Source organism: Xanthomonas sp. DAR33341, assembly GCF_003992815.1.
Classification (GTDB): Bacteria; Pseudomonadota; Gammaproteobacteria; order Xanthomonadales; family Xanthomonadaceae; genus Xanthomonas; species Xanthomonas cissicola.
Map to the genome: position 1 here is coordinate 112,633 of NZ_QEYV01000037.1, position 20,680 is coordinate 133,312.

The 20,680-nt window shown below is 66.5% G+C and carries 16 protein-coding genes; 10 read left to right on the forward strand and 6 right to left on the reverse strand.

What is annotated here, in order from left to right; genetic code table 11:
- Nucleotides 1-83 precede the first annotated feature (83 nt).
- From lpdA to EO156_RS19075, 9 genes are all read left to right on the forward strand, one after another.
- Nucleotides 84-1,520 carry a dihydrolipoyl dehydrogenase gene (lpdA, locus tag EO156_RS19035; protein ID WP_005913750.1) on the forward strand — a complete coding sequence of 479 codons (1,437 nt, stop codon included), beginning with the start codon at nucleotides 84-86 and terminating at the stop codon, nucleotides 1,518-1,520.
- A gap of 154 nt (nucleotides 1,521-1,674) precedes the next feature.
- On the forward strand, nucleotides 1,675-2,268 hold the full coding sequence (locus EO156_RS19040) for a TIGR00730 family Rossman fold protein (protein WP_003483660.1): 594 nt from the start codon (nucleotides 1,675-1,677) through the stop codon (nucleotides 2,266-2,268).
- 224 nt (nucleotides 2,269-2,492) lie between these two features.
- On the forward strand, nucleotides 2,493-3,095 hold the full coding sequence (locus EO156_RS19045; protein WP_029828640.1) for a YigZ family protein: 603 nt from the start codon (nucleotides 2,493-2,495) through the stop codon (nucleotides 3,093-3,095).
- Nucleotides 3,092-4,861: an ABC transporter transmembrane domain-containing protein gene (locus EO156_RS19050; protein WP_016849804.1), complete on the forward strand. Its 1,770-nt coding sequence runs from the start codon at nucleotides 3,092-3,094 to the stop codon at nucleotides 4,859-4,861. The genes EO156_RS19045 and EO156_RS19050 overlap by 4 nt, the downstream gene beginning before the upstream one ends.
- Nucleotides 4,862-5,101: 240 nt before the next feature.
- A complete protein-coding gene (locus EO156_RS19055) occupies nucleotides 5,102-6,001 on the forward strand; it encodes a hydrogen peroxide-inducible genes activator (protein ID WP_016849803.1) in 900 nt (299 codons plus the stop codon).
- Between the two features lie 89 nt (nucleotides 6,002-6,090).
- Nucleotides 6,091-7,779, forward strand: coding sequence for an ABC transporter ATP-binding protein (locus tag EO156_RS19060; protein ID WP_016849802.1), 1,689 nt, complete (start codon nucleotides 6,091-6,093; stop codon nucleotides 7,777-7,779).
- Nucleotides 7,763-8,848 (forward strand): HlyD family efflux transporter periplasmic adaptor subunit, encoded by a 1,086-nt coding sequence (locus EO156_RS19065; protein ID WP_029828638.1) that lies wholly within the window; start codon nucleotides 7,763-7,765, stop codon nucleotides 8,846-8,848. The genes EO156_RS19060 and EO156_RS19065 overlap by 17 nt, the downstream gene beginning before the upstream one ends.
- Nucleotides 8,845-10,248 carry a TolC family protein gene (locus tag EO156_RS19070; RefSeq protein ID WP_016849800.1) on the forward strand — a complete coding sequence of 468 codons (1,404 nt, stop codon included), beginning with the start codon at nucleotides 8,845-8,847 and terminating at the stop codon, nucleotides 10,246-10,248. Before EO156_RS19065 ends, EO156_RS19070 begins: the two co-directional genes overlap by 4 nt.
- 443 nt (nucleotides 10,249-10,691) lie before the next feature.
- Nucleotides 10,692-10,886: a hypothetical protein gene (locus EO156_RS19075; RefSeq protein ID WP_003483645.1), complete on the forward strand. Its 195-nt coding sequence runs from the start codon at nucleotides 10,692-10,694 to the stop codon at nucleotides 10,884-10,886.
- A gap of 270 nt (nucleotides 10,887-11,156) precedes the next feature.
- On the opposite strand, the gene EO156_RS19080 is transcribed toward EO156_RS19075, so the two are convergent.
- The 6 genes from EO156_RS19080 to hrcA all read right to left on the reverse strand — a co-directional run bounded on the left by EO156_RS19080 (nucleotide 11,157) and on the right by hrcA (nucleotide 18,663).
- Nucleotides 11,157-12,278: a prephenate dehydrogenase gene (locus EO156_RS19080; RefSeq protein WP_003483643.1), complete on the reverse strand. Its 1,122-nt coding sequence runs from the start codon at nucleotides 12,276-12,278 to the stop codon at nucleotides 11,157-11,159.
- Entirely contained in the window at nucleotides 12,275-13,183 is a 909-nt protein-coding gene (pdxY, locus tag EO156_RS19085) for a pyridoxal kinase (protein ID WP_016849799.1), read from the reverse strand. Before pdxY ends, EO156_RS19080 begins: the two co-directional genes overlap by 4 nt.
- Nucleotides 13,184-13,657: 474 nt before the next feature.
- Nucleotides 13,658-14,785 (reverse strand): molecular chaperone DnaJ, encoded by a 1,128-nt coding sequence (gene dnaJ, locus EO156_RS19095; RefSeq protein WP_003483637.1) that lies wholly within the window; start codon nucleotides 14,783-14,785, stop codon nucleotides 13,658-13,660.
- A 160-nt stretch (nucleotides 14,786-14,945) separates the two neighbouring features.
- Entirely contained in the window at nucleotides 14,946-16,871 is a 1,926-nt protein-coding gene (gene dnaK / locus EO156_RS19100) for a molecular chaperone DnaK (protein WP_016849798.1), read from the reverse strand.
- A gap of 141 nt (nucleotides 16,872-17,012) precedes the next feature.
- Nucleotides 17,013-17,531 carry a nucleotide exchange factor GrpE gene (grpE, locus tag EO156_RS19105; RefSeq protein ID WP_003483633.1) on the reverse strand — a complete coding sequence of 173 codons (519 nt, stop codon included), beginning with the start codon at nucleotides 17,529-17,531 and terminating at the stop codon, nucleotides 17,013-17,015.
- A gap of 100 nt (nucleotides 17,532-17,631) precedes the next feature.
- Nucleotides 17,632-18,663: a heat-inducible transcriptional repressor HrcA gene (gene hrcA, locus EO156_RS19110; protein WP_003483631.1), complete on the reverse strand. Its 1,032-nt coding sequence runs from the start codon at nucleotides 18,661-18,663 to the stop codon at nucleotides 17,632-17,634.
- 137 nt (nucleotides 18,664-18,800) lie between these two features.
- On the opposite strand from hrcA, the gene recN reads away from it, so the two are divergent.
- Entirely contained in the window at nucleotides 18,801-20,465 is a 1,665-nt protein-coding gene (recN, locus tag EO156_RS19115) for a DNA repair protein RecN (RefSeq protein ID WP_029828636.1), read from the forward strand.
- Nucleotides 20,466-20,680 lie beyond the last annotated feature (215 nt).

The following is a 20,680-nucleotide window of genomic DNA, read 5'->3' on the forward strand; positions in this document are numbered from 1 at the left end:
CCTGGATGGGACGCCAAGGGCGCGTGCGCTATTGCGATTCCCCATTCCCTATTCCCTATTCCCCATTCCCGTGAGCAAATGAAATGAGCGAACAATTCGACGTCGTCGTCATCGGTGCCGGTCCGGCCGGTTATCACGCCGCCATCCGTGCGGCGCAGCTGGGCATGAAGGTCGCCTGCATCGACGCGGCCCTGGGCAAGGACGGCAAGCCGGCACTGGGCGGTACCTGCCTGCGCGTGGGCTGCATTCCGTCCAAGGCGCTGCTGGATTCCTCGCGCCAGTTCTGGAACATGGGCCACCTGTTCGGCGACCACGGCATCAGCTTCAACGACGCCAAGATGGACGTGCCCACCATGATCGGCCGCAAGGACAAGATCGTGAAGCAGTTCACCGGCGGCATCGCGATGCTGTTCAAGGCCAACAAGATCACCCCGTACTACGGCTTCGGCCAGTTGCAGCCGGGCAACATCGTCAAGGTGACCCAGCATGAAGGCGGCGAGATCGAGCTCAAGGGCACCAACGTGATCCTGGCGGCCGGTTCGGAATCGATCGAACTGCCGTTCGCCAAGTTCGACGGCGACACCATCGTCGACAACGTCGGCGGCCTGGATTTCACCGCCGTTCCCAAGCGTCTGGCCGTCATCGGTGCCGGCGTGATCGGCCTGGAGCTGGGCAGCGTGTGGAAGCGCCTGGGCGCCGAGGTGACCATCCTCGAAGCGCTGCCGGACTTCCTGGCCCTGGCCGATGCCGAAGTGGCCAAGACCGCCTTGAAGGAATTCAAGAAGCAGGGCCTGGACATCAAGCTGGGCGCCAAGGTCGGCAAGACCGAGATCACCGGCAGCGGCGACGCCAAGCAGGTGGTGCTCAGCTACACCGACGCGACCGGCGAGCAGACCCTGACCGTGGACAAGCTGCTGGTGGCCGTGGGCCGCAAGGCCGCCACCAAGAACCTGCTGGCAGAAGGCACGGGCGTCAAGGTCACCGACCGCGGCCAGATCGAGGTCGACGGGCATTGCCACACCGGCGTGGATGGCGTGTGGGCGATCGGCGACTGCGTGCGCGGCCCGATGCTGGCGCACAAGGGCTTCGAGGAAGGCATCGCGGTGGCCGAATTGATCGCCGGCCTGCCGGGTCACGTCAATTTCGACACCATTCCGTGGGTCATCTACACCGAGCCGGAAATCGCCTGGGTCGGCAAGACCGAGCAGCAGTTGAAGGCCGAAGGTGTCGCCTACAAGGCCGGCAGCTTCCCGTTCGCGGCAATCGGCCGTGCCGTTGCCATGGGCGAGCCGGCCGGCTTCGTCAAAGTGATCGCCGATGCCGAAACCGACCGCGTGCTGGGTATGCACCTGGTGGGCGTGGGCGTTTCCGAGCTGGTGCACGAAGGCGTGCTGACCATGGAGTTCAACGGCTCGGCCGACGACCTGGCCCGCATCTGCCACGCGCACCCGACGCTGTCCGAAGCGATCCACGATGCCGCGATGGCGGTGAGCAAGCGCGCGATTCATAAGGCCAATTAAGTCGGGAATCGGGAGTGGGGAATCGGGAATCGTAGAAGCGCTCCCATCACTTCACTCTTCATGCTGACGCCGGACCCAGGTCCGGCGTCATGCGTTCCGGCTTCTGCAGTTGCGTTGACCCATTCCCGATTCCCCACTCCCGATTCCGGTTCCCATGAAAAGCATCTGCGTCTACTGCGGCTCCAATGCCGGCAACAAACCCGCCTATGTCGAGCGCGCGATTGCGTTGGGCGATCGCATCGCCAAGCAGGGCCTGCGCCTGGTGTACGGCGGCGGCAACGTTGGCTTGATGGGCACCGTGGCCAATGCAGTGCTGGCGGCCGGCGGTGAAGTGACCGGGGTGATCCCGCAGCAACTAGCCGATTGGGAAGTGGCGCACCGCGGGTTGACCACGCTGGAAATCGTCGGCTCCATGCATGAGCGCAAGATGCGCATGTTCGAGCTGTCCGATGCGTTCGTGGCCCTGCCCGGCGGCTTCGGTACCATGGAAGAGATCTTCGAGATGCTGACCTGGCGCCAGCTCGGCATCGGCAACAAGCCGTGCGCCTTTCTGGACATCGAAGGTTTCTACGCACCGCTGATTGGCATGATCGACCGCATGGTCGAAGAGCGCTTCCTGCATCCAGACCAGCGCGCCGACCTGTGGTACGGCGCCGATATCGAGCAGATGCTCGAATGGATGCAGCACTACACTCCGGCGCAGGCGTCGAAGTGGATCGACGAGAAGCGTCGCTCCACCCTGGTGTAAGCGTTAGCCGCCCCGTCTCTTCGACGCTGCGGCACTGCATGCATCCGCGCGGCGGGGCACTGCGCGCATCACCACGGCATCGACCAGCGCGATGGCGGCCAGCGACGCACTCCACGGCGAGGTTCAGACCGCGCGCAGCGCGGTCGCACAACATCGCCTCGATCTGCCAGCTTGCAACGGCAGTCACGATGGCCGCAGCAACCCGCGACACCGCCTCGCATAGAATGGCGGCGATGCTCGATACCCTCGCCGCTGACGCGCACCACAGCCTGGACATCAAGCACAGTCGCTTTCTGGCCCGCGCTGCCGCACTGGAGACTCCCGCGCATGCGCTGGAGACCGTGCAGCGCGTGGCAGTGCCGGATGCCACCCACAACTGCTGGGCCTACCGGTTCGGGCAGGACTACCGCTCCAGCGACGACGGCGAGCCAAGCGGCACCGCCGGCCGGCCGATACTGGCCGCCATCGACGGCCAGGGCTTCGATCGGGTGGTGGTCGTGGTCACGCGCTGGTATGGCGGCATCAAGCTCGGGGCCGGCGGGCTGGTGCGTGCCTACGGCGGTACCGCGGCCGAGTGCCTTCGGCTGGCAACGCGACAGCCATTGATCGCGTTGTCGCGGGTGCAGGTGCAGTGCCGGTTCGACGATCTGGGCCTGGTGCACGCCGCACTGGCGGCCTTCCATGCCGACAAACTGGACGAACGCTTCGACGCCGAAGGTGCAGCGTTGCGTGTGCAACTGCCTGCCGATCAGCTCGCCGGCTTGAAAACCCGCCTGTGCGACGCCACTCGCAATCGTGTCCACCTCTCAACCCCGGAAGCCGCATGACCCAGCCAGCCGCTGCACGTCCCAGCCCGTTGCGGAAGCTGGGCAGCCTGCGCACCTTGTGGCCCTTCATCCAACGCCAGCGCGGCCTGTTCGTTGCCTGGATGGTCGCGCTGACGATTTCCGCTGCCGCCACACTGAGCCTGCCGGCAGCGGTCAAGCGCATGATCGATCAAGGCTTCTCCGGCGATGCGCAGATCAATCAGGCGTTCGCGCTGTTGTTCGTAGTCTCGGTGGTGCTGGCGGTGGCGACCGCTGCCCGCTTCTATTTCGTCGCACTGCTGGGCGAAAAAGTGGTCGCCGACCTGCGTGGCCGGCTGTACGCACACCTGATCGGCCTGGACGCCGGATTTCATGACCGCAGCCGCAGCGGCGAACTGGTGTCACGCCTGTCGGCCGACAGCGAATTGCTGCGTGGGCTGATCGGCAGCACCATGTCGGTGGCCTTGCGGAGCGTGGCAACGGTCATTGGCAGCGTGGTGATGTTGTTCGTCACCAGCCCGCGTCTGGCCGGCTTCACCTTGATCGGCATCCCGCTGGCGGTACTGCCGATCGTGCTGGGCGCACGCCGCCTGCAGAAGATTTCGCGCGCAAGCCAGGACCGCGTGGCCGACGCCAATACGCTGGCGGCCGAAACCCTGGGCGCCGTGCGCACCGTGCAGGCGCATGCGCGCGAGCGTTACGAAAGCCAACGTTTCAGTACGGCACTGCTGACCGCCATCGACACCGCAAAGGTGCGCATCCGCACCCAGGCCACCGTGACCGCAGTGGCGATCATGCTGATCTTCGGTGCGATCGTCGCGGTGTTGTGGCTGGGCGCGCACGATGTGATTTCTGGCCGCATGACGCCCGGCACGCTGGGCCAATTCGTGCTGTACGCGCTGATCGGCGGCGGTTCGGTCGGTGCACTGGCCGAGGTCTGGAACGAGTTGCAGCGTGCCGCCGGCGGCATGGGCCGGGTGAGTGAATTGCTCGACGAACAACCGCTGATCGTGGCGCCGGCCACGCCGCAGGCCTTGCCGCAGCCGCTGCGCGGCGCGATCCATTTCGACCAGGTGGTCTTCCATTACCCGCAACGCCCGGACGCGCCGGCGCTGGACGGGTTCGACCTGCATGTCAGCCCCGGCGAAACCGTGGCGCTGGTGGGCCCGTCCGGAGCGGGCAAGAGCACGGTGCTGTCGATGCTGCTGCGTTTCCACGACCCGGTCAGCGGCAAGGTGCGCATCGACGACATCGACCTGCGCGACGCCGACCCGGTCCTGCTGCGCGAGCACATCGCTTTGGTACCGCAGCAACCCACGTTGTTTGCCGCCAGCGCCGCCGACAACATCCGCTACGGGCGCCTGCACGCCAGCGATGCCGAGGTGGAAGCGGCGGCGGCGGCGGCCGAAGCCGATGTCTTCATCCGCGCCCTGCCCCAGGGCTACGCCAGCGAACTGGGCGAGCGCGGCACGCGCCTGTCCGGCGGCCAGCAGCAACGCGTGGCGATTGCGCGTGCGCTGCTCAAGGATGCCCCGATCCTGCTGCTGGACGAAGCCACCAGCGCGCTCGATGCGCACAGCGAGCGCGCCGTGCAGCAGGCGCTGGAGCGGCTGATGGAAGGCCGCACCACGTTGGTGATCGCGCATCGCCTGGCCACCGTACTCAAAGCCGACCGCATCGTGGTGATGGATGCCGGCCGCATCGTCGCGCAGGGTACGCATGCGCAGTTGATCGCCGAAGGCGGTCTGTATGCGGAGCTGGCGCGGCTGCAGTTCATCGACCAATGAGCCCCGCCAGGCGCCGTGGTTCCAGCGATGGCACCTGACGCACCTAGCGAAACGACTGCGCTCACCGCGATGCGGGCGCGCCAGTGCTCGGAATCGGCATGCACCGCTCGTACACTGCGGTTACCGCGGCTCGTCCATCCTCGCCGGACGAGTTGCCGCTGCACTCGCTAGCCCCACTTCGCCTGTCTGGTCTCACCGGCCACGCCGGCCGTGCGCTCCCACGCAATCCGATGTGACCCCATGCCGCGCCCCAGAACCACCCTTCGCCAGCTGAGCTATTTCGTCGCGCTGGCAGATACCGGCAGCTTTACCCGCGCCGCCGAGCAGATGGGCGTCTCGCAGCCATCGTTGTCGCAGCAGATCCGCGCATTGGAAGCGATCATCGGCGCGCCGCTGTTCGAGCGCGGCACGCAGGCGATCCTGACCCCGCTGGGGCGCGATCTGCTCGACCGCGCACGCAGCATCCTGCTCGATGTCAACGATCTGGAAGAGGTCCGCGCCACCGCCGCCGATACCTTGATCGGCACCATCCGCCTCGGCGTCTCGCCCACGCTCGGCGCCTATCTGATGCCCAGCCTGGTGGCACGTTTGCATCGCGAGCATCCGGCCCTGCGCGTGCATGTGCGCGAAGGCCTGCCAACCGCACTCGCCGCCGACCTGAGCAACGGCACGCACGATCTTGTCCTCGCGCAACTGCCGGTGGCCGGCCGCGGCCTGCACAGCGAGCGGCTGTTTCGCGAACTGCTGCATGTGACCATGGCTGCCGATCATCCGCTGCGCACCAAGGCCTGCATCACCCCGGCCGACCTGCGCGGCGCCAACTTGCTGACCTTGATGCCGGAATACCGATTGGCAGAACAGGTTGCCGCGATCGCCATGGATGTGGGCGCCAATGTCTTGCGCGATTACGAAGGCACCAGCCTGGACGCGATCCGCCAGATGGCCGGCATGGGCATGGGTCTTGCCTTGCTCCCGGACCTGTACGTGCGCCAGGAAATCCGCGAAGGCGACGACGTGGTGGTTCGGCCGGTCAAAGGCGGGCGCTACTATAGGGAGATCGGTCTGCTCTGGCGCCAGGGTGCCGGTCGCGCACCGGCCTTCGGTTTGATCGCCAATCTGCTGCGCGCGGTGGCTGCATAGGAAAATCCTATGTGCCGAATAAGCGCCATGGCCTTGTTTGCGGGCCGGCAACTCGTCAATGCTTCACTGAACTCATCAACGGATATCGAATGGCGGCCAAGCGGATTGGATGGCGGGAAGCGGCGAGCTGGCTGACGGAAATTGTCGGACCGGACATGCCGTATGTGCGCCTGACCCTGGTGTACGGCGTTGCGATCAGCCTGCTCTCGCTGGCCACGCCGATCTCGGTGCAGTTGCTGATCAACAGCGTTGCCAACACCGCGCTGCCCACGCCGCTGTGGACGTTGTCCGGCCTGCTGCTGGGCCTGCTGTTGCTGGTGGCGGCACTCAGCGCGATGCGGGTGTGGGTGATGGCGCTGTTCGAACGTCGCCTGTTCGCACGCGTGGTGGCGGAGATCACCGTGCGCGCGGTACATGCACAGAACCCGTTCTTCGCCGACCAGAACCGCGGCGATGTCTTCAACCGCTACTTCGATCTGGTGGTGGTGCAAAAGGCCGTGCCCAGCCTGGCGGTCGGTGCATTCACCATCGTGCTGCAGTCGGCGGTCGGCTTGATCGTCACCAGCTTCTATCACCCGTTTTTCCTCGGCTTCAACGCGCTGCTGCTGCTGACCATCTTCTCGATCTGGATGATCTGGTCGCGCGGCTCGATCCGCTCGGCGGTCGAACTGAGCCAGGCCAAGCACAATGCCGCGCATTGGCTGGAAAGCGTCGGCGGCTCCAACGGGTTCTATAAATCCAGCCGCCATCTCAACTTTGCGATGGATCGCTCGGAAAAGGTGACCGCCGACTATGTCGACCGGCATCGGCGCCATTTCCGCTACACCTTCACCCAGACGCTGGCGTTCCTGCTCACCTATGCGGTCGCCAGCGCGGCGCTGCTGGCACTGGGCGGCAGCCTGATCCTGCGCGGCGAGCTGTCGATCGGCCAGCTGGTGGCAGCCGAGCTGATCCTGAGCGCGGTGTTCTACGGCATCGCACAGTTGGGCAGCTACCTGGACATGTTCTACGACCTGGTGGCCAGTGCGGAGGAGTTGTCGCTGCTGTACGCCATCCCCCAGGAGCGCCCGGTGCTTGCCGCCGGCGAGGCGCCGCGCAACAGCGGGGTACGCCTGGATGGCGTGGTGATCGAGGGCGCGCGTTTCGATTTCGCGCTGGAAGCCGGCGAGCAGTTGGTCACGCTGGCCGATGGCGGCGCCGAGCGCCTGCTGGCCATGGTGCTCAAGCGCCACGTGGTTCCCGACCGCGGGCTGGTGATGGTGGGCGGCGCGGACATGGCCACCTTCGATATGTACCTGCTGCGTTCGGAAGTCACCGTGCTCGACCGCCCGACCATCGTGGAGGTCACCATTCGCGAATACCTGGCGATGGCCTCGGCCGATGTGACGTCCGAAGCGATGCTGCAAGCCATCGACGCGGTGGGCTTGCGCGCGCGCATCGCCGCGTTGCCGCAAGGCCTGGACACCCGGCTTGCCGCGTCCGGGTTCCCGTTGTGGATCGGCGAGGTCATGGCGCTGAAGCTGGCCAATGCACTGTTGGTGCGCCCGCGCGTGCTGATGCTGTCGCAGCTGTACGACCTGATCCCGGCCGAGCGCCTGACCCAGGTTCTGCGACGCTTGAAGGATGCAGGAACCACCGTGCTGCTGTGCACCGGGCGGCCGGAGGACATCACCCTGGATGGCTGGTTCCGGCTGGAGCCGCAGCGCCAGCAACGCTACGCCACACGCGCCGAGTTGATCGCATCCACGCAGGAGGTGCCGCATGCCGCACGCCCCTGATCGCATGGCGCATTTCCCGACCCTGGCGGCAATGCGACCGCCCAGCATCGCCAAGGCGGTCGCCTGGATGCTGTTGATCGGCATCGGCATCGCTGCGGCGATCCTGGCACTGGCGCCGTGGGTGCAGACCGCCAGCGGCAAAGGCCAGGTCGTGTCGCTGGATCCCAGCGACCGGCAACAACCGGTCACCGCCTTCGTGCCGGGCCGCGTCGAGCGCTGGTACGTGCATGACGGCCAGCATGTTGCCAAGGGCGACCCGATCGCGCGTGTCGGCGATCTGGACCCGGACCTGCTCACCCGCCTGGCCAGCGAGCGCGCGCAGGCGCAGGCGGAAATCGCCGCCATCCAGCAATCGCGCGCGGTGGCCAGCATCGATGTGGCGCGCAGCAGGCAATTGCTGGCCGAAGGCCTGGCCGGCCGCCGCGACTACGAGCTGACCCAGATCAAAGTAGCCGAAGCCGACGCCAAGCTGGCCGAATCGCGCGCCAAGCTGACCCGCATCGACATCCAGTTGAATCGCCAGTCTGCACAGCTGGTGCGCGCCCCGCGCGACGGCCGCGTGCAGCAGCTCAATGCCGCCAGCGGCAGCGCCATGGTTTCGCCGGGCACCGTGCTGGCGGTGATCGCGCCGGAACGGGTGGAACGCGCGGTCGAGCTGTACATCGACGGCCGCGACGTGCCGCTGATCCGTCCCGGCCGTCCGGTGCGGCTGGAATTCGAAGGCTGGCCGGCGATTCAATTCAGCGGTTGGCCGTCGGTGGCGCACGGCATGTTCGACGGCCGGGTGCGCGCCATCGACCCCAACGCCGCGCCCGATGGGCTGTTCCGCATTCTGGTGGAGCCGATGCCGGGCAAGCCGGCGTGGCCGGCGCAGGAATTCGCCCGCCAGGGCGGCAAGGTGCGCGGCTGGGTGCAGGGCGAAACGGTCAAGGTCGGCTACGAGCTGTGGCGCCAGCTCAACAACTTCCCGCTGGAATTCGGCCGGCGCCCGGCTGCGGCCACGCAGGAAGACGGCAAGCCCAAGCCGGCCGCACCCAAGTCCGAAGACGAAGCGACGGGCAAGAAATGATCGGCCGTCTTGTCGTCCTGTTGATCGCACTCTGCCCCGGTGCGGCATTCGCCCAGGCCGCTGCGCTGACGCTGGATGAGGTGCTGCAGTCGTCGGCACGCTCGGCACCGCAGATCGTCGAAGCGCTGGCCAAGGTGCGCCAGGCCGAAGGCAAGGGCCTCTCGGCCGATGGCGCCTTCGACACGGTGTTCGACATCGAAGGCCGCTCGCGCGAGGCCGGCTATTACGACGGCAGTACGATCGAAACCGGGGTCAAGCGGCCTTTCGAAGAGAACGGCGGCTATTACTACGGTGGCTACCGCTCCTCGCGCGGCTCCTTCCCGATCTACGAAGACAAGTCCTATACCGATCGCGGCGGCGAAGTGAAAGTCGGCGCGCTGTACGCGCTGCTGCGCGACCGCGTGATCGACGAACGCCGCACCAAGCGCAGCATCGCCAGCACCGACATCGATGTGGCCAAGTACGAGGCGGAAATGGTGGCCATCGGCGTGCAGCGGCGCGCAGTGGATGCCTACCAGAACTGGGTCGCCGCCGGGCTGAAGTTGCGCGCCTACAACGAGCTGCTGCAACTGGCCGAGCAACGCCGCAATGCGATTTCGCGCCAGGTCACGCTCGGTGCGCGCCCCACCATCTTGCTGACCGAAAACGACCAGAACCTGGTGCGCCGTCGCGCCTTGGTGGTCCGCTCGGAACAAGACTTCGCCAACGCGGCCAACGCCTTGTCGCTGTATTTGCGCGACGACGCCGGCATGCCGCTGGTCGTTTCCGCCGAACGCCTGCCGGCCGACACCTCGGCGCTGGAAGGACTGGCCGGCGCCAGCAAGATCACCGCGCCGGTGGAGCGCCCGGACTACCGCGCCGTGCTGACCCGCATCGACCAGGCCACCGCGCGGCTGATGCTGGCGCAGAACGATCTCAAACCGCGCCTGGATGTCAGCGTGGAAGTCAGCAAGGATCTGGGCCCGCCCGGCGTCGGCGGCCCGAACCGGTCGCTGACCGACGCCATCATCGGCTTTCGTTTCAGCGTGCCGCTGGAAAACCGCGCCGCCCGGGGCCGCGTGGCCGAAGCGCGCGCCGAGATCGAAGCGTTGGATCAGCGCAGCCGTTTTCTGCGCGACCAGATTTCGATCGAGGTCGAATCGATCGTCATTTCGCTCAATGGCGCCGAACGGCTGGCCAAGATCGCCGATGAGGAACGCGGCCTGGCAGACCGCCTGGCGGCCGCCGAGCGGCGGCGCTTCGAGCTGGGCTCGGGTGACTTTTTCCTGGTCAATCAGCGCGAGGAAACCGCCAACGACGCGCGCGTACGCCTGATCGATGCGCAGGCACGCATCGCCTCCGCGCGTGCCGAACTGGCGGCGGCCACCGCCGACCGGGATGCCTTGCAGCTGAGTCGTTGATGGGGCGGCTGCGCGTCGGGCGGACGCGCTGATGCCGGGCAATTGCGCGGTTGTGCGAGCGACCTCGCGATGCCGCTGCTTGGCATCCTGTGGGTTGAAGCAAAGCCTCCGCAGCGGACGCACTCAACCGCCACGCAGGTGGCTGGCTGTCGTGTCCAGCGACGCTTCAGCGCGCTTGAAGCCTTGTCGAACCCCAGGCTGCAGCTGTCTGCTCCCTCGCTGCTAGGCAGCCGCCTCTGCGCACGCTTGCACAGCAGCTTATCGACGTGAACAATCACGTCGTCGCCTCGTCTGACGAGCTCAACCAACAGGTCTGCATCCCTTACCGCATAACGACGTTTGGATAACACCTGCGTGCGCATGCTCGCCGTACCGGCCCGCGCGCCGGGCGTGCGGATCCATCGCGATCCGCACTGCAACCTTAGGAACTTTCGGAGGTGCGTATGTCTTTCCGGCAATTTCCCGCAATCGGCGCAGATGGCGAGCCTTACGTCATCATCGAATTTCGCGACGAGCAACAACCCCGCGCAACCCCACAGTCGGCGCCGCGTTACGAGCTTCCCGATGGCCGACATCTGCAACGTCAGGGGCAGCGCTTCGTTACCGACGGCGGTGAGCTGCGCCTGTCCGCGCTCTAGGAACGGCCCCAAGACCTCGCGCGTCGTCATCTTGCAGCGTTGGGCGGCGCGGGGTGTACGAGGAGAAGATGCCGATTCAGGGACGCGACTGCCAAAAACGACGACGTCGTCCAGCTCGCCACCTCAAACGGCACTGGTCAATTTTTGACCAGCCACCGCACACCCCTTGCGCTGCAAGGGCTGCGCGCAGTTATCCACATGCTTGTTCAAGTTTCATCCACACCCTGTGTGGATGAAACGATGGCGATGGGAACGGGCTGCGTTGCGCCACTAGTCACCGGAACGCTCCAGCACCCGACCGATCCCACTGCGATCGATCTCGCTCGCTGCTTGCGCCAATGCCGCACGATCGCTTGCCACCTCGAAGCCGATACGGAAATGCAGCTCGCCAACCGGCGTGCGCGATGAGTGGATCGACGACAGGTTCACCCCATGCCGCTCGAACACATGCAACAAGGCACGCAGCGAGCCGGGCTGGTCTTCGGGCAGATACACGCTCAAAGTCAGCGGTTCGGTGAGATCGGCCAGCAGATAGCCCACGCGCTCGTAGGTGTAATTGCCTGCCGCAAGCGCGTCGTGCTGCAGGGCTTGCGCGTTGTCGTGCAGGAATTGGGTGCGGAACTGCGCACGCGCGGCATCGTCGCCCTGCCCGACCAGGGCACGCAGCTGCTGCAACTGCAGCAGCAACCGGTCGAGCATCTCGCCCACATACGGGTTACCGAACTGGATGTCTTCGTAGATCGAGGGATTGAGCGAAAGAATACGCGCGATCACTGCGGTATCCAGTTCGAACGATGCCGAGCGGTACGGCATCAGCGCGCGCAGCTCGCCCAGCAGCGGTGCGTAGTCGCGCAAGGTGCCGGCCTGCGCCAGGTGAGTGGCGTGCACCATCGCCTGCACCAGCGCCATCACGCGGTCGTGGTGCTCTGGCGTTGCGTACACGCATTCGGCCTGCAGCGCGCTGCACAAGCTCTGCACCCATGCCGACCAGTGTCGCAGCCGCGCTTGGCAGACCACCATCACGCGCCCTTTCAAGGTCGGCGATTTTGGCGGTGCGGTCATCGGATGCAGGCCAACCACGTCCGCCTGCGAGGTCAGCATTGCAGCGACCGGTGCCTGTTTGATCGAGGTGACATCCAGCCACAGCTGCGCTGCAGCGCGTGCGCCGGTGAGTTCCACATACCGCTCGATCAATGCGGCAGTGTGGCGAATCGGCGCGGCGAACATCAGCACGTCGGCACGCTGCGCCAGCGTGGCCTCATCCATGCTGTCGCTGTCGGCCGGATCGGACCCGATCACTTCCAGCTGCATGCGCGTGCGCAGGAACTGTGCCAGCCAGCGCCCGTACGCACCGGCGATGCCGACGATGCCGACCACCGGCTGTGCGATCATGCCAAGCGCTCGACGGCAAATCGTGGCGTTGCGGCAAGTGCGGCCGGCGCCGCTGCCAGCACGTCGAACTCCTCGAACCCCGCAGCCAGGGTCGCTTCCAGCGCGCTATGCACTCCGCTGAGTGCGCGGCCCACCGCCTGCTCGAATGGCACGTCGCGCAACAGCAGGCCGATCAGCAGCGCCATCAGCACATCGCCGGTACCGGCAACATCCACCGGCAGGTGCGGGCTGGCCCAGCGATACACCGCCGTGTCGCTGACCGCCAACGTCACCAGCTCACCCGCGGCACCGGCCACGCTGTGCGCAAGCACCCACTGCGGCCCACGTGCCAGCAATGCGCGCGCCGCGACGATGGCATCGTCCTGCTGCAGGCTCGGCAAGCCGGTCAACCGCCCCAACTCGAATGCGTTGGGCGTCACCAGCCAGGCGTGCGGCAGCAAACGCTCGGCGAACACGCGCTCCAGCCCGGGTTCCACATACGGGCCGGTGTGCGTGTCGCCAATCACCGGGTCCAGGCAGTAGCGCAGCTGCGGGGCCTGCGGCAAGGTCTGCGCCAGCCAGTCGGCGAAGGCTTCGCCGTTGGCCAGGCTGCCGAAATAGCCGGACACCAGCACACGCGCACGCTGCGGCAGGCCACGTTCGGTGGCGCCCAGCAGCAAATCCGCCAGCCAGTCGGCCGGCAGGATGCGCCCGCGCAGGGTGGCGTAGAACGGCGCGTTGCTCAGCAGGGTGGTGGGCACTTCGGCCACACGCAGTCCCAGCGCGCGCAGCGGCGGCACCGCAGCGCTGTTGCCGGCATGGCCATAGACCAATTGCGATTGCACCGAGATCACGTCGATCGGCGAAGGGCCATCCGGACGCTGGCGGCGACCATGGACGAGGTGGCTGTCGGTTGCATCGCTCATGCGGGCGGCCGTGCTGGAAAAGAGGGCACCGATTATCCGCGTAACCTTGCAAGGATGTCGTGGATGAACGACGTCACCGGCAGTTTTGGCAATCCCGTCGTTGAGCAAGGTCAGAGGCTAAAAGGCGCTTGGCCGATGCTGCAGGCCAATGGCCCGACCGCACGATCAGGGCTTGGCTTTGCTCGCGTTGCGGGCAACAACGCGCTGCGCCTGAAGGCAATGGCGACGCTTCAAAGACGCACGTGCGATGTGCGGAGATGTCGCTGGCAATCTCACGCGGCGGCGCTAATGAAACGCACGCGCGGCTGGCCCGGCAATTCTCGCGCTGACATCGCGTTCCATCCGCAACTCAACACATTGGCCGCATCACGGGCGGCCGTCGGAGCAGCCCCAAAAATAGCCCAACGCGCCGCATGCCGCATGCCGCATGCCGCATGCCGCATGCCGGGCCATCGTGACATCACGCCGCCTGGGTCAGGACGTCATCCGATCCCAAAACCCCTTGACGCCATCGATAAAGGTGGCCGACTTGGGCGAATGCTTGCGTGCATCCTCACCGGTGAACGTCGCTTCGAACTGCTGCAGCAGTTCGCGCTGATCGGCGGTGAGATTGACCGGCGTTTCCACCACCACGCGGCAATACAGGTCGCCCTCGCTGCGGCTGCGCACCGAACGTACGCCCTTGCCGCGCAGACGGAACAACTTGCCGGTCTGCGTTTCGGCCGGGATGCGGATTTCCGCTTCGCCGCCCAGGGTTGCCACCCGCACGGTATCGCCGAGCGCCGCCTGCGAAATGCGGATCGGCACCTCGCAATGCAGATCGTCGCCGTCGCGCTGGAAGATCGCATGTTCGCGCACGCGCACTTCCACATACAGATCGCCCGGTGGCGTGCCGGCCGGGCCGGCCTCGCCTTCGCCTGCCAGACGAATCCGGTCGCCGGTATCCACGCCGGCGGGCACCTTGATCGACAGCACCTTGTCTTCTTCCACCCGTCCGGCACCGTGGCAGGTCTTGCAGGGGTTCTGGATCAGCGTGCCGCGCCCGTCGCAATGCGGGCAGCTCTGCTGCATGGCGAAGATGCCGCGCTGGATGCGGACCTGGCCGCGCCCATGGCAGGTGCCGCAGGTCTCGACCTTGCCGTCTTCCGAACCGCTGCCATGGCAGGGCGCGCATTCGATCAGCGTGGGAATCTCGATGCGGCGCTCGATACCGGCGACGGCTTCTTCCAGATCCAGTTCCAACACGTAACCGACGTCGGCGCCACGTCGCGCAGCGCGCGGACCGGCGGCGCCACCGCCGAAAATATTGCCGAAGATATCGCCAAAGATATCCCCCATGTCCGGGCCACCCGGCCCGCCACCACCGCCCATGCCGTGCTCGAACGCCGCATGGCCGTGCGCGTCGTAGGCGCGCCGCTTATTGCCATCGGACAGCACTTCGTAGGCTTCCTTGCATTCCTTGAACGCCGCTTCGGCAGCCGCATCGCCAGGATTGCGGTCCGGGTGGTGCTTCATCGCACAACGCCGGTACGCCTTCTTCAGCTCCTCGTCGCTGGCGCCACGGGCAACGCCCAGCACTTCGTAGTAATCGCGTTTGCTCATAAGCCGGGATTCGGGATTCGTGATTTGAGATTCGTTGAAACGCAAAAGCGGACAGCGTGTGCTGTTCCGCCCTGGCGACGCGACGCGTAAAGGATATCGGGATGGGGAACAGCTAGCTTTAGCGCTTGCCGATCCCCACGCCCGACTCCCAAATCACGGCTTACTTCTTGTCGTCCTTGACCTCGGTGAACTCGGCGTCCACCACGTCGTCGGCAGCCTTGGAGGCCTGTGCGTTGCCGCTGGCCGCATCGGCGTTGCCGCCCTGCTCTGCTGCCGCAGCTGCTGCGTACAACGACTGGCCGGCTTCTTCCAGCGTCTTGGTGCGCGCTTCGATCTGCGCCTTGTCGTCGCTCTTCATGGCGGTTTCCAGATCCGACAGCGCCGCTTCCACCTTGCCGATCACATCGCCACCGACCTTGCTGCCATGCTCGGTGATTGCGGTACGGGTAGCGTGGATCAGGCCATCGGCCTGGTTGCGCGCCTGCACCAGCTCCTGGAACTTCTTGTCTTCTTCGCGGTTGGCTTCCGCGTCGGCGACCATGCGCTGGATCTCTTCATCCGACAGACCCGAACCGGCCTTGATCTCGACCTTCTGTTCCTTGTTGGTCTTCTTGTCCTTGGCCGACACGTGCAGGATGCCGTTGGCGTCGATGTCGAAGGACACTTCCACCTGCGGCATGCCGCGCGGCGCCGGCTCGATGCCGGACAGGTCGAACTTGGCCAGCGACTTGTTGAAGCGGGCCTGCTCGCGCTCACCCTGCAACACGTGCACGGTCACGGCCGACTGGTTGTCTTCGGCGGTGGAGAAGGTCTGCGAGGCCTTGGTCGGGATCGTGGTGTTCTTTTCGATGATCTTGGTGAACACGCCGCCCATGGTCTCGATGCCCAGCGACAGCGGGGTCACGTCCAGCAGCAGCACGTCCTTGACGTCGCCGGCCAGCACGCCGCCCTGGATCGCCGCACCCACGGCCACGGCTTCGTCCGGGTTGACGTCCTTGCGCGGTTCCTTGCCGAAGAAATCGGCAACCGCCTGCTGCACCTTCGGCATGCGGGTCTGGCCGCCGACCAGGATCACTTCGTTGATGTCGCTGGCGCGCAGGCCGGCGTCGTTCAACGCGGTGCGGCACGGCTCGATCGACTTCTTGACCAGGTCTTCCACCAGCGCTTCGAGCTTGGCACGGGTCAACTTGATGTTGAGGTGCTTCGGGCCCGAGGCATCGGCGGTGACGTACGGCAGGTTCACTTCGGTCTGCTGGCTGGACGACAGCTCGATCTTGGCGCGCTCTGCGGCGTCCTTCAGGCGCTGCAGCGCCAACGGATCCTTGCGCAGATCGATACCCTGATCCTTGTTGAATTCATCGACCAGGTACTCGATGACGCGGTTGTCGAAATCTTCGCCGCCCAGGAAGGTGTCGCCATTGGTGGCCAGCACTTCGAACTGCTTCTCGCCATCGACTTCAGCGATTTCGATGATCGAGACGTCGAAGGTGCCGCCGCCCAGGTCGTACACGGCAATCTTGCGGTCGCCGCCGTTCTTGTCCAGGCCATAGGCCAGCGCTGCGGCGGTCGGCTCGTTGATGATGCGCTTGACGTCCAGACCGGCGATGCGGCCGGCATCCTTGGTGGCCTGACGCTGGCTGTCGTTGAAGTACGCCGGCACCGTGATCACCGCCTCGGTGACCTTCTCGCCGAGGAAGTCTTCGGCGGTCTTCTTCATCTTTTCCAGCACGCGCGCGGAGATTTCCTGCGGCGCCATGCGCTTGCCGTCGCTGGTCTGCACCCAGGCGTCGCCATTGTCGTGCGCCAGGATGCCGTACGGCACGTGCGAGATGTCCTTCTGCACTTCGCCGTCGGTGAACTTGCGGCCGATCAGGCGCTTCACCGCGTAGAAGGTGTTCTTCGGGTTGGTCACGGCCTGGCGCTTGGCCGAAGCGCCGACCAGCACTTCGCCGTCCTTGGTGTAGGCGACGATCGAAGGCGTGGTGCGATCGCCCTCGGAGTTTTCGATGACGCGGGCCTTGCCGCCGTCCATGATCGACACGCACGAGTTCGTGGTGCCGAGGTCAATACCAATGATCTTGCCCATGGATACGCTCCTGATGATTCTGTAGCTGTGTCCGGCGACGCCGGGTCTGGCTGAGATGTGGGGGTGGTGCGCAGGTGTTCAAGCCACCGGCGCACATCTGTGTTTCATGCCTGCGCCTGGCAGTTCAGCCGGCGCTGCGGTTCAGTCGTGCTTGGCCACGACCACCAGGGCCGGGCGCAGCAGGCGGTCGTTGAGCAGGTAGCCCTTCTGGAACACCTGCACCACATGGCCCGGCGCGACGCCCTCGGCCTCGCCCTGGCTGATCGCCTGGTGCTGGTCCGGGTTGAACGGCTGGCCGACCGGATCGAGCAGGGTCAGGCCGTTGTCCGCGGCCACCTTGAGCAATTGCTTGTAGGTCATGTCCAGGCCATCGCGCAGCGGGCTGGGCTCGGTACCGGCGGCGGTGAGTCCCGCGTCCAGGCTATCGAACACCGGCAGCAGCTCGCCGAGCAGCTTCTCGTTGGCGAACTTGCGCGCGTTTTCCACGTCGCGGGCGATGCGCTTGCGCTGGTTTTCCAGGTCGGCGCGCTCGCGCAGGGCGTCGGCCTTGACCAGGGCGATCTCGCTGCGCAGCGATTCGATCTCGGCCTTGAGCGGATCGGTCTCGGGTGGATTCTGGGACAGGTCTTCGGAGTCGAATTCGGGGTGGTCTTGGTTCATGTGCAGTTCCCGGGCAAGCGGAACGCCCGCCCCAACGTCACCCCGTATATGGGCGCCTGCGCGCGTTTCAAGCAAACACGATCGCGCCGATCGATGCCGGTTATCGCGTGCCGGGCGACTGCATGGCCGCGCCCAGCACGTCGGCGGCGGTCTGCACCAGCGGAATCAGCCGGTCGTAGGCCATGCGTTTGGGCCCGATCACCCCCAGCACGCCCAGCACCTGGCCATTGGCGGCGTAAGGTGCAGTGACCAGCGAGACGTCTTCCAGCGACACCATGCCGGTTTCCTCGCCGATGAAGATGCGCACGCCCGGGGCCTGGATGGTGCGTTCGAGCAGCTGCAGAATCTCGCGCTTGCTGGCGAAGGCCTCGAACAGTTCGCGCAGGCGATCCAGGTCCGACAGGTCCTGCACGCCCATCAGCCGGGTCTGCCCGGCCATCACCATGTCGTCGGCATCGGCCGGCACCAGCGCCTCGCTGGCCAGCTCCACGCTGTGCGCCAGCAGTTGTTCCATCTCGCTCTTGGCCATGCGCAGCTCGCGCAGCAGGCAGGCGCGGATGTCGGCCAGCGCGCGCCCGGCGAACTGCGCATTGAGGTAGTTGGCCACCCGTTCCAGCTCGGCCGGCTCGTAGGCGCGCCGCGGCTCGATCACCCGGTTCTGCACCTCGTTGTCGGCAAACACCAGGATCGCCAGCACGCGGCGCGCATCCAGCGCCACGAAATCGATATGCCGAAACGCGAACTGCTCGCGGCGCGGCGCGCTGACCACGCCGACGAAGTGGCTCATCGCCGACAGCATCTGCGAGGCGCTGCCCAGCAACGATTGCGTGCCGTTGCCGCTGGCCAGCTCCGCGCGCAGGCGACGTACTTCCTCTTCGCCGGGCGGCTGCATCTGCACCAGGCTGTCGACGAACACCCGGTAGCCATGCGCGGTCGGCACGCGTCCGGCCGAGGTATGCGGGGAGCTGAGCAGGCCCACGTCTTCCAGGTCGGCCAGGATATTGCGGATGGTGGCCGGACTGACGTCCAGGCCCGCATGCTGGGCCAGCGTCTTGGAGCCCACCGGCTCGCCGTCGCGGATGTAGCGCGCAATCAGTGTGCGCAGCAACTGACGGGCGCGGGGGTCGAGCATTGGGGACTGGGACGCGCGCATGGGATCATCCGGTGAGACAGCGCATAGATAATGTCTGGCCCCGGGGATGGCAAGCATCCGATTCCCCGTTTGCCCCTGCCACCCTAAGCTTCCCCAAAGCGTTCACACTCGACCTCATGCTCAGACACCTCTCGATCAAGGATTTCGCCGTTGTCCGTGCCACCGAACTGGAATTCGGGCCGGGAATGACCGTGGTCTCGGGCGAAACCGGCGCCGGCAAGTCGCTGATGGTGGACGCGCTGGGCTTTCTGTCCGGCCTGCGCGCCGACAGCGGCGTGGTCCGTCATGGCGCCGAGCGCGCCGAACTGTCGGCCGAATTCCAGCTGCCAGCCGAGCATCCCGGGCTGCGCTGGCTGGCCGACAACGAACTCGACGACGAGGCGCAATGCCAGCTGCGCCGGATCATCCGCGCCGACGGCGGCTCGCGCGCGTGGATCAACGGCCGTCCGGTCACCTCCTCGCAACTGGCGGAACTGGCCTCGAAGCTGGTCGAAATCCACGGCCAGCACGAGCACCAGGCGCTGATGGCCCGGCACAGCCAGCTCGCCCTGCTCGATGCCTACGCCCGCAACAGCGCACAGCGCGAGCAGGTGCGCCAGGCCAGCCAACGCTGGCAGGCGCTACTGGACGAGCGCGACGCCCTCTCCGCGCAGGGCGATGTCTCCGACCGGATCGGCTTTCTGGAACACCAACTGGCCGAACTGGAACGCGAGGACCTGGACCCGGCCGCGATTGCCGCACTGGACGTCAATCACCGCCGCCAGGCCCATGCCACCGCGTTGATCGGCGCCTGCGACAGCGTCGCCCAGCAGCTCAACGGCGACGACGGCGCCAGCGCCCTGGGCCTGTTGCAGGACAGCCGCCACGATTTATCGCGCGTGGCCGAGCACGAACCGCGGCTGGGCGAGGTGGACGCGCTGCTGGACAGCGCCGTCATCCAGATCGAGGAAGCGCTGGCCCTGCTCGACCGCGTGCGCGACGACCTGGAGGCCGACCCGACCCAGTTCGAGGCCATGGAGCGCCGCCTCGGCCGTCTGCACGATCTGGCGCGCAAACACCGCGTCACACCGGACGAGCTGGCCGCGCATCGCGACCATCTGAGCGCCGAAGTCGAGAGCCTGCGCGGCGCCGACGAGCGCCTGCAGCAGCTCGACAAGCACATCGAAACCGCCACCGGCGCCTGGCGCAGCGCGGCCGGTGCGCTCAGCGACAGCCGCACCGCCGCCGCCGAGGCGTTGTCGGCCGCGACCACGGCGCTGATCGGCGAGTTGGGCATGGGTGGCGGGCAGTTCCTGATCCAGCTGCAGCCACACGAGAGCGCCCGGCCGGACCCCAATGGCGCCGAACGGGTGGAATTCCTGGTCGCCGCCAACGCCGGGCAGCCCCCGCGCGCCTTGCGCAAGGTTGCCTCCGGTGGCGAGCTGTCGCGCATTTCGCTGGCCATCGAAGTGGCGGCGCTGGGCCTGGACAGCGTGCCCACCATGGTGTTCGACGAAGTGGATTCGGGCATCGGCGGCGCGGTGGCCGACATCGTCGGGCAGAAGCTGCGCGCGTTGGGCGAAGAGCGCCAGGTGCTGTGCGTCACCCACCTGCCGCAGGTCGCCGCCAAGGGCCATGCGCATTACCGGGTCAGCAAGGCGCCGGTGGACGGCATGACCCAGAGCGCGGTCGAACTGCTCGGCCCGCAGGCCCGCCAGGAAGAATTGGCACGCATGCTGGGTGGTGTGGAAGTGAGCAAGGAAGCGCGCGCGGCCGCCCGCAAGCTGCTGCAGAGCGCCTGAGCGGGCGAGTCGGCCGCGAATTCAGACTCCCCCGTTCCTCCGCCGTCTGACAAGGCTCCCTTCCCCCGCCTGCGGGGGAAGGTGCCCGAAGGGCGGATGGGGGCGACATCGCTGCGACGCGACCACGACAGGCGCATGCGATTGCCCCTCATCCGGCGCTGCGCGCCACCTTCTCCCGCCAGCGGGAGAAGCGCGGTCTGGCTGAGCGCGATCTG